The 17,173-nt window shown below is 42.2% G+C and carries 9 protein-coding genes; all 9 read left to right on the top strand.

Features of this window, described 5'->3' with window-relative positions; all coding sequences use genetic code 11:
* The first annotated feature begins 21 nt into the window (after positions 1–21).
* The 9 genes from ACESQI_RS12310 (at position 22) to ACESQI_RS12350 (ending at position 16,997) form a co-directional block, all read left to right on the top strand.
* Positions 22–3,183: an SUMF1/EgtB/PvdO family nonheme iron enzyme gene (locus ACESQI_RS12310; RefSeq protein WP_373126190.1), complete on the top strand. Its 3,162-nt coding sequence runs from the start codon at positions 22–24 to the stop codon at positions 3,181–3,183.
* Positions 3,184–3,204: 21 nt separating this feature from the next.
* Entirely contained in the window at positions 3,205–4,827 is a 1,623-nt protein-coding gene (locus tag ACESQI_RS12315; RefSeq protein ID WP_007484081.1) for a dockerin type I repeat-containing protein, read from the top strand.
* Positions 4,828–4,835: 8 nt separating this feature from the next.
* A complete protein-coding gene (locus ACESQI_RS12320) occupies positions 4,836–6,416 on the top strand; it encodes a dockerin type I repeat-containing protein (RefSeq protein WP_195448589.1) in 1,581 nt (526 codons plus the stop codon).
* Between the two features lie 10 nt (positions 6,417–6,426).
* Positions 6,427–8,148, top strand: a complete 1,722-nt coding sequence (locus tag ACESQI_RS12325) for a hypothetical protein (RefSeq protein WP_373126193.1) — start codon at positions 6,427–6,429, stop codon at positions 8,146–8,148.
* Positions 8,149–8,182: 34 nt separating this feature from the next.
* Positions 8,183–9,208 carry a hypothetical protein gene (locus tag ACESQI_RS12330; RefSeq protein ID WP_373126194.1) on the top strand — a complete coding sequence of 342 codons (1,026 nt, stop codon included), beginning with the start codon at positions 8,183–8,185 and terminating at the stop codon, positions 9,206–9,208.
* Between the two features lie 212 nt (positions 9,209–9,420).
* Complete coding sequence (locus ACESQI_RS12335; RefSeq protein WP_195571785.1) at positions 9,421–10,434, top strand: porin; 1,014 nt, start codon at positions 9,421–9,423, stop codon at positions 10,432–10,434.
* A 100-nt stretch (positions 10,435–10,534) separates the two neighbouring features.
* Positions 10,535–10,828 (top strand): nucleotidyltransferase family protein, encoded by a 294-nt coding sequence (locus ACESQI_RS12340; RefSeq protein ID WP_182416594.1) that lies wholly within the window; start codon positions 10,535–10,537, stop codon positions 10,826–10,828.
* Complete coding sequence (locus tag ACESQI_RS12345) at positions 10,812–11,186, top strand: DUF86 domain-containing protein (protein ID WP_002559307.1); 375 nt, start codon at positions 10,812–10,814, stop codon at positions 11,184–11,186. Before ACESQI_RS12340 ends, ACESQI_RS12345 begins: the two co-directional genes overlap by 17 nt.
* Positions 11,187–11,327: 141 nt before the next feature.
* A complete protein-coding gene (locus tag ACESQI_RS12350) occupies positions 11,328–16,997 on the top strand; it encodes an alpha-2-macroglobulin family protein (RefSeq protein WP_373126197.1) in 5,670 nt (1,889 codons plus the stop codon).
* The last annotated feature ends 176 nt before the right edge of the window (positions 16,998–17,173 follow it).

Below are 17,173 nucleotides of genomic sequence, written 5' to 3' on the forward strand. Positions count from 1 at the left end.
GCATTAAACTACTATATAATTATGATGAAAGCAATTCTTAGAGCTGTTGTTGTATTAATACTTTTGGTTGCTATTGGATCGTGTACAAAAGATGTGATCGATACGACCGGTGATTTAGTGGGCATTGTGAGTGATAGCCAGACAGGGGAACCGCTTTCCGGTGCATCTGTTTCTCTCACTCCTTTGGGAAAGACTTCTTCTACAGGTAGTGACGGACGTTTTGAATTCAATGCAATCGAAGCGGGTCTGTATAAGATTCAGGTGAATAAAGATGATTATCAAAGTAATACGAAAGAGGTGACTGTGATGGCTGCCGAGACAACGCAGGCTGATATACAATTAAAACCTCTCTCACCGGTATTGACGGTCAGTCCCGGAAGTCTTGATTTTGGGCCATCTGCCACAACGCTTACGCTTAATATCACAAATAGCGGGCAGAGCACTCTGAAATGGCAAATAAGTGAAGACGCCCAGTGGTTGTCTTGTCTTCCCACCTCCGGAAACACTACGGTGACCGAACAATCTTCTGTAGTCGTATCTGTGGATCGGACAGAATTGAGCCGGGGGAATTATTCCCAGACAATTGCCATAACTTCCAATGGAGGAAGTGCTGTAGTCAAAGTGACAATGTCCGTAGCCGGCATTGCTGTTAGTTTATCTCCCGAAGAGTTAGATTTTGGTTCCATTACCTCTTCCATGCAATTGACATTGACAAATACGGGTACAGGTACTATTTCTTATTCTCTTACTCCTTCCAATGAGTGGATTGTACCTGATAAGACAAAAGGGATATTTACTTATTCGGAAGTCGTGACAGTTGCTGTCAATCGTTCAGTGTTGTCTACAGGAGATTATACAGGAGAACTTTCTCTTAAGGTAGGTGATCAGTCGGTCTCCGTGCCGGTTAAAATGAATATTCCTTCTAAAACCAAACCTACCGTATCTTTTATATCTATCGATAATCCTACTTTCAACAGTGCACAGTTAAAAGGGGCTGTTGTTTCTATAGGTAGTGCCAAAGTTACCCGTCATGGCTTCTGCTGGAGTACGGAGCAGGAACCTACTGTAGACTTACCGGGGATCTGTAATTTGGGAGATTGCATCGTTCCCAAGGATTTTACATACAACCTTACCGGCTTAGAGGCCAATACAGCCTATTATGTACGGGCTTATGCCGAAAATGCAGAGGGCGTTTCCTACAGTAATGAGATGAGATTGAACACTTCCGGCACTCCCTCTAAACCGACAGTAGAGACGGGTAGCGCTTCTGATATACGTACGGAACAAGCCGGTTTCTCCGGAAATATTATTAATCTGGGTAATGTGCCTTCACTGATTCAATATGGACATGTGTGGAGCACTTCTGCTAATCCGACTATCGATTTATCGACTAAAACCCAACTTGGTAAAACCCAGAGTACCGGTGCTTTCAATTCTACTTTAACGAATCTTTCTGCTAACACTACTTATCATGTCCGGGCTTATGCTACGAATGAGATAGGTACTTCCTATGGAGATGAAGTTACGTTTGTAACAAAATTAGGTGATTTGAGTTTGACCACTGCTCAGGTGACGAGTATCACCCATCAGGCTGCTATAAGTGGGGGGACGATTACAGCTTTGGGTGGAAATACCGTTACGGAACGCGGTGTTTGTTGGAGTACTTCCAGTAATCCGACGATATCAGGATATAAAGCTGTTTCTTCGGACAACGGCAATACTTTTGCATGCAGAATGGAGGGGCTGTCTCCCAAAACGGTTTATTATGTACGCGCGTATGCCAATACATCCGGCGGGACGGTTTATTATGGGAACAATGTGACATTTACTACTACTCATGAAATCACTTTACCCGCTTTATCAACGGTGACTGCATCGGAAATAGGCGTTTCAAAGGTTTCACTCGCTTGCTCCGTAACAGACAATGGCGATGGTAAAGTTTCGGATTGTGGTTTCTGTTATGGCCTGTCAGCCAATCCCACTATAAATGATAATAAAGTCAGTTATGGTGCATCAAACTCCGCATTCGGGCGTACGGTTACCGGACTATCCGAGAATACATTGTATCATGTTCGTGCTTATGCCACCAATGAAGCCGGAACGGCCTATAGCAGTGATATGACTTTCACCACGTTGGAGGTAACTGCTCCTGCCGTGTCCGGGATTACTTTCGGTACTATCAGCAATACCTCTGCTGCCTTTACGGCAACAGTGACATCGCTTGGAAACGGAACGTTGGCAGATGCTGGTTTTTGTTATTCTACCAGTTCCTTCCCTACTGTATCGGATAAGAAACTGTCTTGTGGAAAGGCTACCTCGCTTGCTAAAACAGCTATCGGGCTGATTCCTGAGACGAAGTATTATGTCCGTGCCTATGCCATCAATGAAAAAGGCACTACTTATGGTGCGGAAAACTCGTTTACAACTACCAAGACGGAAGTGAATCCTTATACCACTTTGACGGTAGAGACTTCTTATGGTTCGACCACGTTGGACATGGCAAAAGTAACAGGGGGAACTTTCGACATGGGTGCTCAATCCACTTCTTCTTCAAGCACTAATTATGATGTAAATGCCAATGCGGACGAGAAACCGGTTCATAAAGTGACTGTTTCTACTTTCTATATGAGTAAAACTCCGGTTACCCAATATCTATGGTATGTAGTGACGGGAGGTTATCCGAATATAAGTAGTACTTACGGGCGTGGAGATACCTATCCGGTTTACAATATTACGTATGACCAATGCCTGGCCTTTATTAATAAGCTGAATTCATTGACGGGTAAAAGATTCCGTATGCCAACTGAGGCGGAATGGGAATTTGCTGCCCGTGGTGGAAACAACAGTGAAGGTACGAGATGGAGTGGAAATACTTCTTGTGGCTCTGTTGGCTGGTTTAGTGGAAACTCCGGTGCTAAAACACACCCTGTTGCGGAGAAAACTCCAAATGAATTGAATATTTATGATATGAGTGGTAATGTCTGGGAATGGTGTTCGGATTGGTATGCTAATTATAGTAGCGCATCTCAAACGAATCCGACAGGGGCTGCATCGGGTAGCAATCGTGTGATACGTGGAGGCAGTTACAGTGATACTGCCAATGATTGCAGGGTATCTATGCGGAGCTTTATAGCTTCCTCAAACAGTATGTCTACACTTGGTGTGAGATTAGTAATGGAATAAATAACTAAAAGAAAGAATAATATGAAGAAGAATCTATTTGTCTTGTGTCTCTTATTATGTACCACGACTTTGGTTAGAGCACAATTTGGAGGTAAAGGTGCCGGAACAGACAGTGACCCTTATCAGATAACAAATGCGGATGAATTGTTTGAGGTTAGAAATGACTTGTTAGCTTCTTATAAGTTGATGAATGATGTTGATTTGGAGCAGTGGATTGAAGAGGATAACCCAACACAAGGATGGAGTCCGATAGGAAACACAGATACTCCGTTTCAAGGGACGTTTGATGGGAATAATAAAGTTATCAAGGGGCTATATATTAAAAGAACAACAATGGATAATGTTGGACTTTTTGGGCATGTGTTGCAAACGACTATTAAGAATCTGGCTTTACTGGCGCCTATAGTGACGGGTAATGATAATGTTGGCGCGTTGGTAGGTAGTGCCCCATTGGTTACTTACAATAATTCAAAAGGAGAGCATTGCAATATTGAAAATATCGTTGTTTTTGGGGGAGTTGTTTCTGGAATTAATTGCGTCGGAGGGATTGTTGGAAGTTTAAATGTAAGTATTTATGTGCCTGGAGTAACTACAGCTGGTATTATAGGTTGTTACAGTTCTTCTGTCATTAATGCTAAAGGAACAAAATGTGGGGGAATCTGTGGAAGCGCAAATGGGTATGTATCTACTAATAATTGGGGTGTTACAAATTATGGATATAGTTGTAAAGTATCTATTCGTGATAATTCATTTATGGGGAAAGTACAGGGGAAATCTTATGTGGGTGGAATTTTAGGTGAACTGACTCGTCTAGGTAATTTGTCATATTGTGAATGTCTGCAAAATATTGTTGTGGGAGGCATTATAGGGGAGGAGCATGTAAGTGGAATAGCTGGAAATTTTATCAGCGATGGTTCTACTTTGCTAAAATATAATGTATCAATGGCCGATACAATTAGTGCTTTTTCCTCTTCTCCTTACCGAATCGTTGACAATGAATGGCCCAATAATTTTGCTTATTCCGGAACTAAGGCTTTTGCAAATGGGAAATCTGTTACATTAGAAGATAATAATTATAATGGGACAGCTTATGGTCTTAAAACTTTAAAGAAACAAAGTACTTATGAGGGTATGGAATTTGATTTCTCCAATCAGTGGACTATTGTGGAAGGAGAAACTTTCCCTTATAATAAGAGGCAGAGTGCGCCTCCTACAGTAACTTCTTTTACCGCAGGAAATAAAGGAAGTATTTCTGGCACGGCTACAGGAAATGGTGGCGTATATGTCATGGTTGGAAATGATATTTATGAATCATATATTCTTGATAATAAGTGGTCGGTGACATTAGGTGCCATATCCAAAGGAACAATGGTGAAAGTCATGACTCGTTATGCTGGTTTAATGCCGTCTATATTTGTTACAGCTGTAGCAACATCTGGTAGTGGAGATACTCCGGAGATTTTAAAGGGTGATGCCAATGGCGATGGTTCTGTGGATACGGTCGATGCAGTTGCTATTGTCAATCATATCTTAGGTAAATCTTCTGTTTCATTTGTAGAGGCCAATGCCGATCTGAATGGAGATGGGCAGGTCTCGGTAGATGATGCGGTAGCTACTGTCCAATTGATTTTAGATAAACAATAAATAATAGGATGATGAGAAAATATTTATTTCTTTTATGCTTACTTCTGTTTACTGTTGGGGCACAGGCGCAGTTTAGTGGAAATGGCTCAGGCACAGCCAATGACCCTTATCAGATAACTGATGCATATGAATTGTCGGAGGTAAGGAATGATTTAACAGCTTCTTATAAGCTGATGAATGATATTGATCTTACGGAATGGATCAATGATAATAATCCTACTGCCGGATGGGCGCCTATTGGCACTGGTGGTACATCATTTTCTGGAACATTTGATGGAAATAACAAATGTATTTATGGCTTAAAAATAGATCGTTCGTCTCTTGATTATATAGGATTATTTGGCAACTGTGGCGGAACAATAAGTAATGTTATGTTGGTTAAGCCGATAATAAAAGGCCGAGATAATGTAGGATTATTTGGGTACAATTATGGGAAAATAAGTAATGTTATATTGGTTAAACCGATAATAGAAGGTCGAGATAATGTAGGAGGATTATCTGGCTATTCATTATCTACAATGATTGCTAACTGTTTGGTTATAAGTGGAGTCGTGACAGGGAGATCCTATGTTGGAGGTGTTGTTGGATACTTAGGTAATAGTATAACAGGATGCTATTGCAACACTATTGTTATGGGAACAGATAATGTTGGAGGTATAGTGGGGGGATTAAAAGGTACTGCAACGAATAATATCTTTTCTGGTAATGTTTCTGCAACTGGTCAGCATTCAGGAGGCGTTTCTGGTTGTTATATAACTAATAGTACTTCTGATTTTGTAAAATATAATTATGTAATGGGAAGCATGAAAGGCAAGGAATCAGTTGGTGGTATTATCGGGGTAAGTTCTAAAAGTAATGGTTACATTTCAAATAACGTATGTATCGCAGATGAAATAAGTACAACTTCTTCTTCTTATATTCCATATCGTATTTCTCAACTTGTTGGTACAGGTAATCTCGCCTGGGCCAAAACCCGACTCTTTCAGAACGGGAAAGAAATTGTTGCTGAAGATAACAAACAGAACGGAACCTCTTATGGCGAAAAAACGTTGAAGCGTTCTACTACGTATATTGGTATCGGTTGGGATTTCAATAACACATGGACCATTGCCGAAGGAGAATCTTATCCTTATTTGAAAGCGCAGACCGATTATCCGACTGTCACTTCGTGTGAAGCCGGCAGCAAATGTTTGGTTAAAGGGACCGCTCCTACGGGTGGAAAAATTACAGTGATAGCCGGTGAAGGCATCTATTCATCGACTATACTCGATAACTCGTGGGAAGTATCACTTGGGGCAATGAAGGAGGGAGAAGTTATCCAGGTCTTTTCTCAGATGGAAGGCAAATTGCCTTCGTTGGTGGTGACAGCTGTAGTGACAAAAGGAGGGGGAATATCTCCTGATATTGTAAAAGGAGATGCCAATGGTGATAGTTCTGTGGATACGGCAGATGTAGTTGCGATCGTCAATCATATCTTAGGCAAGTCTTCTGTTTCATTTGTGGAGGGTAATGCCGATCTGAATGGAGATGGACAGGTATCGGTAGATGATGCGGTAGCTACTGTCCAGTTAATATTGGATAAACAATAAATAGACTGAAATGATGAAGAGATTTATAGTAAGATTAGCTTGTATTTGCTTTTTTCTTTTTGCTTATACAGCACTTGTGCAGGCGGAAAACAACGCTTCTGCAGCCGGAACGGCACAACTGACTTTAGCACCTGCTACGTTGTCGGCAGGTACTAATGCGACACTTTCTTTCGATTTGGTAAATTCTCTTTCGGTGACTGCTTTACAGTTTGATGTGATACTACCGGAAGGTTTGTCTGTTAACACCATAATCAATGAAGACGAAGAGGAGGTGCCTGCCATTACGCTAACCGATCGCAAAAAGAGTAGCCACTCTTTAAGTTGCAATCGACGGGAGGATGGACGTTACACGGTGGTCATCCTTTCTATGAAAAATCAGGCATTTAGTGGAGAAAAGGGAGCATTGGTTAATATATCCGTTGCCGTCTCTTCTATGTTGCCTACAGGAAGTTATGACTTGGCAGTAAGCCAGATTATCATTGTCCCGTTAGAAAACGAAAGACCGGGAACTACGATTAAACAACCGGACTTTACGGGGCATGTATCTGTCAATAATTCGAGTGGTGATACAGGGGCGGCTCAATTGTCTTTGGCTGCTGGTAGCTTGAAAGCAGGAACGGAGCAGACTATTTCTTTGAACCTGACCAATGAAACGGAAGTAACTGCTTTGCAGTTCAATGTGAAGCTTCCGGAGGGTGTCACCCTGTGTACTATGAAGAACGAAGATGATGAAACCGTACCGGCTATCACGCTGACCGATCGCAAAAAGAGTAGCCATTGGCTGAGTTGTAATGAGCAGGAAGACGGCAGCTATATGGTGGTGCTTCTTTCCATGAAAAATCAGGCGCTTAGCGGGACAAGCGGAGCTTTGGTAGATATGAAGGTATCGGTTGCTTCTACTGTGACTACCGGAAGTTACGAGGTGGCTGTTAAGGATATTGTTATTGTTCCATTACTGAATGGAAGGCCGGGGATTTCGATCAAACAGCCGGAGTTTACTGATCGTATTTATGTTGAAAACACCGGTGGAGGAGGTGACGTAACCGGTCCGGTTGCGCTGTCTATTCCCGCGATGGCATTGGCTCCCGGCGCTGAAGGGATATGTAATATTGATATGGTGAACGATCGGGATATCTGCGCTTTTGAGTTTAAAATAAAGTTTCCCGAAGGCATCAGTATTGTCGAAGCGTATAATGAAGATGATGAGTGGGCTCCCTCCATCCAATTGACAGATCGCAAGAAGAGCTCGCACCAGATCAATTTCCGCAAGAAAGACGATGGCAGTTACAGAGTGGTGGTAGTTTCCATGCAGAATGCTACCTTCAAAGGTAACAGTGGTGCAGTGGTAGCCATTAAGGTGAAGGCTGATCCGGAGCTGAAGGAAGGGAGTTATGGTGTTATACTGAGTGAAGCGCTATTGGTCACTCCGTCGGAGGAAAAGATAACGCAAGAAGATGCAAGTTATGCCATAGATATAAAAGAAGGCGTGGGCATTGAAAATGAGAACACAAACGGAATATCCTGTATATGTCAGGAGGGTGTCTGTCTGATTCGTGGCACGTCTGTTGGTGATCTTGTCGAAGTTTTTAATGTAGAGGGTCGTAACATTTATTCGGAATCCGGTACCGGAGAACAGCTTGTAATACCCGGGGTAGAATTTCCTTCCGTGCTGATTGTGAGAGTATCTCGAGCCGGAAAGCTGATCTATGTACGGAAGCTCGTATTACAATGAAACTAAGTTTGTTGTGAAATAATGATTAGATGATATGGCTAAATATTATCTTTTTCTGATAGAGACCTTGCAACATCAGGAATGTTTGAAAGAAGAGGTCTTGAAATATGTCAACTCGTTTTTAAAGACTCATAGAGAGCGAGCCTCTGTAGATGTTTTTTTTCATTATTTCACGTTGGTGAGTTATAATAACGGTAGCTATAAGATTCTTATAGACGAGATGGATCTTACGGAAGTTGCCCCTTTGGAAGATATTGAGTTTGATAAGGAACCCTCTTATTATAGATATGGATGTACTTATTATGTACTTGATACTTTTATAGAAAAGGTTCAGCGAGGTATTTCAAACCGGGAGGACACTGTTTCTATAAATATAATCTCCGGGGGACGAAACAATACGGTTAAAGGGCATTGGGGGCTTGAAATATTAAGATTGATTGAATCTAAACAAGAACAAGGCTGGAGGTTCTGTTACTCCGGAATGGATGTTGTAAATAGACAATTGAAAATCGATCAAGGTATAAGGACTTTGTTTCGTTGGGATGCTACTGTCCTTTTCCATTTTATGTCGGGACCGAGGACCTTGGCAAAGAATCGGGAGGAGGTTGAAATCGTCAAAGAAAAGAAGATGGAAGAAAACACAGAGAAACCTAAAATGCTTTCATTGGTAAGTCAGGCAGGAACTAAACCTTTTGAACTGAATGGTATAGAATATATGAGTTTCAGGGATTTTTGCAGGAGAGATGAAACCTATCAGCCTGGCGTTATAATACAGAAACACGGATTTTATGTTTTGATGAATCACAAAGGGCAGCTTATATTGGAATATTCGAGGCTGTATCCCTGTTTTGATAGTTACGATTATGCCAACGAAGATCGTTTTCATCGAAATTACTGGTTGTGTAAAGATGAGCAGGAATTGATGGTTAAATATGAGTATATTACACACAACCATTTCAGTTGCAGCGATGATGATTATTCTACTTGCCCGATGCCTGCTTTTCTGGGGCCTGCCGTATTCTATGATGATGGGACAGGTGTGGTAAAAATAGGAGAATGAGTTTTGGACTCGTCTTTTGTTAAAGAACTATATGTACATGGGATTATTTATAAAGATCATCCCATGTACTTTTTAATTTTTCATCTTTCTGACTTTTTGTTCGTGTTTTATAAAAGTAACGATTTGTTTTGGTACGAAAAAGAATAATTTTATATACATTTGCGCATTCCGGACAATAGATCGGTTTATAGTTTTCATTTATAAAAACTACTATGCGAAACACACTCCTTTTTATATTTATCCTTCTGCTTCCTATTGATCTGGTGGCACAAGAGACATTGGGTAAAGTGGTGAATACCCTGAAAGAACGTATTAACTTGTCGGCATATGCCCAGTTGGGATATACCTATAACAGTGCAGCTGATCCGGATAATACATTTGATATCAAACGGGTTATTTTTATGGCAGACGGGAAGATTACAGAACGTTGGTCATGTTATTTTATGTATGACTTTGCAGTTAGTTCTCTGCAGGAATTATATACAAGTTATCAGTTCCTGCCGGGGCTGTCTGTTCGCGTAGGGCAGTTTAAAACACCCTATACCATGGAAAATCAGTTATCACCTACAACGGTAGAGCTGATAAATTGCTATTCTTTGCCGGCATGTTATCTGGTTGGTATCAATGGAAGTGATGTCCTTTGTTCTGCAAGCGGGGGGCGGGATATTGGTTTGATGATTTATGGCGATTTGTTTAAAAAACTGCTGACTTATAAAGTGGCGTTGATGAACGGGCAAGGTATAAATACAAAAGATAAGAATTCTCAAAAGGATGTAGTGGGCTATCTGTCGGTGAACCCTTTAGAGTGGCTTACTGTGGGTACTTCCGTTGTTATCGGTAAGGGACATTCTGTTGCGGGAGCACCAATTCATGGAATAGAACCGGGTGAAAACTACCGGCGCAACCGTTGGAGTGTGGGAGCTTTCTTAACAGGAAAAAAGGCGAGCCTGCGTACGGAATTTATGTTAGGCAAAGATGCTGATGTGAAAAGTAACGGGGGGTATGCTACGGGATGTGTCCGGATTATTCGTAATGTGGAAGCCGTTGCTTCTTATGAATATCTAAACCGGGATGTCGTTGCAGAAGATAAGCAATCAAATTATATGGCTGGTTTACAATATTGGTTTTATCCGAAGTGTCGTCTTCAGGTTCAATACACTCGTTTGAGTCCGAAACATAACGATCCTTCGGATCTGGTGCAGGCTCAGGTGCAGGTACGGTTTTGACTGAAGGAGGATAACTATTTGTTTTTTCTCAAAAGATTCTGTTATTTATTCAATAGTTTGTATCTTTACGCATCATGTTACTAATAGTTGAGAATGAATGATGAAAACTAAAAATGAATATATAGCTGATGTTAGGCAATTTAAAGAGAGGTTTGCCTCTAAATATGGTATTCGCTCAATCGGTATTTTTGGTTCTGTTGCCCGGGGGGAGCATCGGTTGGATAGCGATTTAGATGTGTTCGTAGAGTTGGAAGAGGCAGATCCGTTCACGATGTTTGATATTCGGGAAACACTTGAATCTCTGTGTGGCTGCAAAGTTGATTTGCTTCGTTTGCGAAAAGGGTTGCGTGATTTATTGCTTAAAAGAATAGAACAGGATGGAATCTACATTTAAAGAGGAAATTACGGATAAGTTAGCTCAAATATTAGAGTCTGTTGAAGTGATTGAGGAGCGGTGTAAGAGTTATCAGAATATTGATGATTTCTTGCAAACACCGTGGGGGATGACAATACTTGATGCTTGTATTTTGCGTTTGCAGGTTATTGGTGAGACAATAAAAGCCATTGACGATAAGACCAGACAGGCTTTGTTTATCCGGTATCCGCAGATTCCCTGGCGTAAAGTGATTGGTTTACGGAATATTATTTCGCATGAATATGCCAATATTGATTATGAAATTATCTGGACAGTGATACGTAAACACCTTCCTCCTTTGAAAGAGACAATATTGCTTATAAAGGAAGAACTATAATTCAATAATATACGATAGAGAATTATATAAAAATGTAGGGTCTAAAAAAGACCCTACATTTTTTTTAAGCTAAAAAGTGCCATTCTTTAAACTTTATTCTGTTTCTTTGTTCTAATATAAAGTGACTTAAACTTTGAACATATGAGAATAAAACAGATTTGCATGATGGTATTGCTTGCTTTAGGAGTAGCCCCCTGGGCAAATGCGCAGACGTTTGACAAATTATGGAAACAAGTGGATCAGGCTGAACAGAAAAGTCTGCCACAAACAGTTATTCAGTTGACAAACGAGATTTATAAGAAGGCGGAAACTGAGAAAAACTCTCCGCAAATGCTGAAAGCTTACACATGGCGGATGAAGTATCGCGAGATGCTGACTCCCGATAGCTTTTATGTAAACCTGAACGGGCTGGAGCAGTGGGCTAAGACTGCGGAAAAACCGATGGACCGTGCCGTACTGAATTCGCTGATAGCGGGTATCTACTCCGACTATGCCTCCCGTAACCGCTGGCAGATATTCCAACGGCCGAATATTGTGGATGAAACTCCTTCCGCTGATATATGTGAATGGAGCGGAAATATGTTTGTGCAACAGGTGATGCAGCATACCACAGAGGCTCTGAAAGACAAAGAGTTGTTATTGGCTACGTCCGCACGTATCTATATCCCGTTTGTAGAGTTAGGTGATGCCAGCGAATATTATCGCCACGATATGCTTCATCTGTTGGGTAGCCGTGGAGTAGATGCATTGAGAAATGTAAACGGACTGGATAAAGACTCTGTTGTGAATGCCGGCATTGAGAATATCTATCAGGAGATGCTTGATACTTACAAAAGGGTTAATATGGATGATGGCTACGTGCTCACCATGCTCAATTATCTAGACTGGCGGCGTAATTCCGATAATACCTTTGTGCCCTACCGTGCACCACAAAAGTTGATAGGGTTGACGCAAGACCCCTATCTGGCGGGACTTGACAAATTACGAACTGAGTTTAAAACTCATGATATCTGTGCCGAAGTTTATTTGGCAAAAGCAAGATATGCTATTGAGAAAGGACAACAGGCAATGGCTTTACAGATTTGTGATGAGGCTGTCAGGCTGTATCCGGACTACAAACGTATCAATGCTTTAAAGAATCTGAAACTGGAGATTCTGAATCCCGCTTTGTATGTACGTGCTGATGAAGTCGCTTATCCCGGTGCCGACATGAAGTTGATGGTCAACCATAAGAATCTGGATGGCTTTACTGTACGTCTATATCAAGAGAAAAAGTTAGTGGCAGAAGAACATTATTCTTTGCTTCGTCCCGAAAACTATCAGGAACAGGATACTGTTTTTACCTTCAAAGCTCCCGCAGAAGGTAGCTATGTGATGCGTATTGTTCCCGATAGCAAAGCAAGAGAAAACCGTGAAAGCAAACTGAACGTGACACGCTTCAAGGTATTGACATTACGTTTGCCGGGTGATCAGTATGAAGTGATAGCCCTCGACTGTATGAGCGGGCAGCCTGTTGAAGGAGCGCTCATTACTCTTTATACGAATGATGAAAAGAAACTGACGGAGTTCACTACCAATGCGGAAGGAAAAGCTAAGTTCACTTATAAACGAGAATATCGTTACCTCACTGCTACCAAAGGACGGGATATGGCAATGCCTCTGCAGGGTATTTACGGAGGCAATTATACCTACTATACCGATAATAAGCCTGCTGATTATGTGAAACTACTGACAGATCGTTTGCTCTATCGTCCGGGGCAGACGGTTTATGTGAAAGGGATTGCTTATGAGCAGCAACTGGATACAGCCAATGTGTTAGCTAACCGTACTTATACGTTGACCCTTACCGATGCCAACCGACAGGAAATAGGTAGGAGAGAACTTCGGACCAATGAGTTTGGTTCTTTTGTTACAGATTTTACATTGCCCGCTGCCTGTATGAACGGTACATTTACACTTTCTACAGAAAAAGGTACAACAACGATTCGCGTGGAAGAGTACAAACGTCCTACCTTTGATATTACTTTCGATAAACTGACAGGATCTTACAGCCTGGGTGATAAGGTAGAGGTAAAAGGCTCTGTTAAAACCTTTAGTGGTGTTTCGTTGCAGGATTTACCGGTAAATTACACCGTTACCCGTTTCTTACGTTTCGGTTGGAGAGGGGTACAGACGGGTGTAGAACCCGTTGCTTCGGGGAGTGTGTTACTCAACGAAGACGGACAATTCACTGTTCCGGTGTTGCTGGAAGGTGATAAGAAGATGGATTTAGGGTATTATGTTTTCCGGATAGATGCAACGGTCACTAATCTGGCAGGAGAAACACAGACCTCCTCTTATAACGTGAGTGTAGGTAATCGCTCCGTGACATTGGGAGCTAACATTCAGAATCCGCTATGCAAAGATGATTCTATCCGGCTTACTTTTATTGCTACCAATCTTGATGGGCAGCCCGTGAGCGTAGAAGGAACTTACAAACTGTATCCGGTTGCAGACGGTGCAAAATCCGAAGATGTGATAAAGGGGACTCCGGCCTTTTCCGGAACCTTTGTATCCAATAAGGAGACTCTTCTTCCGGGATGGACCTCCGTGTCTTCGGGAGAATATCTGTTAGTGATGTCTGCAAAAGATGACCAGGGACGGGAAGTGACTAATAAAGAAGAAGTTATTCTCTTCTCAACTGCTGACAAACGTCCTCCGGTAAATATTCCGGTATGGTATTATGCCGAGAATACATCGTTTGATGCTGCGCATCCGGCTGTATTCTATTTGGGTACTTCAAAGAAAGATGCATACGTCATGATGAATCTATTTAGTGGTAATACAATGCTCGAAAGCAGGATATTGCGCCTGTCCGATTCTATTGAACGTTTTGAATTCCCCTATAAAGAGTCGTATGGCAACGGATTGTCTGCTACATTCTGTTTTGTAAAAGACGGTGGAGTCAATCAGCAAACGGTGAGAATGACGAAGCGTCTGCCGGACAAAACCTTGACGATGAAGTGGGAAGTGTTCCGTGACAAATTGCGTCCCGGTCAGGAGGAAGAGTGGAAACTCACGATTAAAACTCCACAAGGAATGCCGGCCATGGCCGAGATGTTAGCTACCATGTACGATGCTTCGTTGGATAAAATATGGAAAGGAGATCAGAGCTTGCAGGTATTTTACAACCTCTCAGTACCTACTACCCGTTGGATGGATGGGTATTGGGGAATGAATTCTTATAATTATTGGTTTCCGTATAAGAGCCTGAAGGTAGCTCCTATGGTATATGATCAGTTTATTGTTATTTTTTCGGGAATTGAAGAACTGCTTTCGGTTTATAATACGAGGCGGGGTGGCGTAAGAATACGGGGATTGGCCAAATCCGAAGCAAATGCTCCGATGATGTCTATGGTATCAAAAGAAGCTGCCAGTGATAAAGCTGATGTTGTTTTCACAGAAGAACTGGCAGAAGGAGCAGCTGGAGAAAATCTTCCCGAGGCTACGGAAGAACTGCGTACAAACTTTGCGGAAACAGCTTTCTTCTATCCGCAACTTCGGACCAATGAGCAGGGCGAAGTCTCTTTCTCATTTACTATGCCACAAAGCCTTACCCGCTGGAACTTCCGTGGATATGCCCATACCAAAGGCATGCTGACTGGAATGATCGATGGATCGGCAGTGACCAGCAAAGAGTTTATGCTGACACCGAATCTGCCCCGTTTTGTCCGTGTAGGTGATAAGACCTCTGTTGCTGCCTCAGTAGCAAACCTTACCGGAAAGAACCTTACCGGAACAGTCAGTTTTATTCTCTTTGATCCGATGACGGAGAAGATAATCAGTACACAGAAACAGAAGTTCACTGTAGAAGCCGGACGTACTACCGGTGTTAATTTCCTGTTTACCGTTACGGATAAGTATGATGTATTGGGGTGCCGTATGATTGCTGACGGTGGTTCGTTCAGCGATGGTGAACAGCATCTGTTACCGGTACTCAGTAATAAGGCTAATCTGGTAGAAACTGTGCCGATGCCTGTTCGTGGAGAAGAGACACGGGTTTTCTCACTCGACAGTTTGTTCAACGGCCATAGTAAGTCGGCAACCGACCGTCGCCTGACCATCGAGTTCACCGGTAATCCTGCCTGGTATGCAATACAGGCTTTACCTTCACTGAGCATGCCCGATAACAGTGATGCTATCTCCTGGGCTACTGCTTATTATGCAAATACATTAGCTTCGTACATTATGAACTCACAGCCGCGTATTAAAGCTGTGTTTGATAGTTGGAAACTGCAAGGTGGAACGAAAGAAACATTCCTTAGCAACCTGCAAAAGAATCAGGAAGTAAAGAATATTCTTTTGTCCGAGTCTCCCTGGGTAATGGAAGCGAAAACTGAAGAAGAGCAGAAAGAGCGTATTGCAACGTTATTCGACCTGAATAATATACGTAATAATAATATCACAGCCCTTACTCGCCTGAAGGAGCTTCAGCAGCCTGACGGTTCCTGGGCATGGTACAAAGGGATGAATGGCAGCCGGTATATCACCAATTATATTGTAGAGTTGAATGCCCGTCTTGCCATGCTGACTGGTAAACCATTGGAGGGAGATGCTTTGGTTATGCAGCGTACTGCTCTCAGCTTCCTCAATAAAGAAGCGCTGGAAGAGTATAAAAATATCCGTAAGGCAGAGAAGAATGGCGATAAAGTGAAAGGACTTTCTGCTTCAGCATTGAAATATCTCTACCTTATTGCTATTTCCGGTGAGCAGATCCCACTTGCAGAGAATCAGACAGCTTACAATTACTTCCTTTCAAAAGTTACGGAAACGCTGACTACCCGTTCTATGACCGATAAGGCACTTGCTGCCATTGTTCTGGAGAAGGCCGGACATAAGAAAGAAGCATTGGAGTTCATTGCCTCTTTGAAGGAGTTTTTGACAAAGACGGATGAACAGGGTATGTTCTTTGCTTTCAATGAGAATCCGCATTCATGGGGCGGTTTGCAAATCCCGGCACATGTGATGGTGATGGAAGCCCTTGAACTTGTTTCCGGCGATTCGTCAACGGTAGAAGAAATGAAACTCTGGCTTTTGAAACAGAAACAGACACAGGCATGGGACTCTCCGGTGACTACGGCAGATGCTGTTTATGCATTGTTGCAAGGTGGTACCAATCTGCTCGAAAGTCAGGGAGATGTACGTATTGTTATTGCCAATGAAGTGCTGGAAACACTTTCACCTGCCAAGACAACCGTTCCCGGATTAGGATATGTCAAGAAGACATTTACTGATAAGAAGGTGGTAGACGCCCGTAAAGTAACTGTTGAGAAAAGAGATGCCGGAATAGCCTGGGGAGCTGTTTATGCACAATATCAGGAAGATATGAGCCAGGTGAAACAGCAGGGTGGCGAATTGAATGTAGATAAGAAACTGTATGTAGAACGTCTGGTGAATAACGTTCGTCAGTTGCAGCCTGTTACAGCCGGTACGGAACTTGCTGTTGGCGACAAGGTTGTTTCACGTTTGACGATTCGCCTGGATCGCCCGATGGATTTCATCCAACTGAAAGATCAGCGTGCTGCTTGCTTTGAACCTATGGAAACGCTTTCCGGTTATCGTTGGAACAATGGATTTGGATATTATGTCGATATAAAAGATGCATCTACCAATTTCTTCTTTGACGGATTGGGTAAGGGAGTCTTTGTATTGGAATACAGCTATCGTGTCAGTCGTTCCGGAACGTATGAAACCGGATTAGCAACGCTCCAGAGTGCTTATGCTCCGGAGTATGTTTCCCACTCCGCTTCAATGAAAGTGACGGTGAAATAAGTGCTGATTCGAAGACGGTTGTACTTATTATAAAATATTGATTGTATTGGAACGTAGATTAACACAGATTTTCGCAAAGAATATGATAGAGAAAGAGTCGTAATCTCTTGTCTTTGCGTCAATCTGCGTTAATTTGTGTTTTATCGTTATAACAGCGCAGCCCACTAATCACTACT

This window comes from Bacteroides sp. HPS0048, from assembly GCF_964240755.1.
Lineage (GTDB): Bacteria > Bacteroidota > Bacteroidia > Bacteroidales > Bacteroidaceae > Bacteroides > Bacteroides nordii.

Bases quoted from the DNA above. Each gene is read 5' to 3' on its own strand.
- ACESQI_RS12325 (WP_373126193.1), top strand. From the start codon at position 6,427: ATGATGAAGAGATTTATAGTAAGATTAGCTTGTATTTGCTTTTTTCTT.
- ACESQI_RS12330 (WP_373126194.1), top strand. From the start codon at position 8,183: ATGGCTAAATATTATCTTTTTCTGATAGAGACCTTGCAACATCAGGAA.
- ACESQI_RS12335 (WP_195571785.1), top strand. From the start codon at position 9,421: ATGCGAAACACACTCCTTTTTATATTTATCCTTCTGCTTCCTATTGAT.
- ACESQI_RS12350 (WP_373126197.1), top strand. From the start codon at position 11,328: ATGAGAATAAAACAGATTTGCATGATGGTATTGCTTGCTTTAGGAGTA.
- ACESQI_RS12320 (WP_195448589.1), top strand. From the start codon at position 4,836: ATGATGAGAAAATATTTATTTCTTTTATGCTTACTTCTGTTTACTGTT.
- ACESQI_RS12345 (WP_002559307.1), top strand. From the start codon at position 10,812: ATGGAATCTACATTTAAAGAGGAAATTACGGATAAGTTAGCTCAAATA.
- ACESQI_RS12315 (WP_007484081.1), top strand. From the start codon at position 3,205: ATGAAGAAGAATCTATTTGTCTTGTGTCTCTTATTATGTACCACGACT.
- ACESQI_RS12340 (WP_182416594.1), top strand. From the start codon at position 10,535: ATGAAAACTAAAAATGAATATATAGCTGATGTTAGGCAATTTAAAGAG.
- ACESQI_RS12310 (WP_373126190.1), top strand. From the start codon at position 22: ATGATGAAAGCAATTCTTAGAGCTGTTGTTGTATTAATACTTTTGGTT.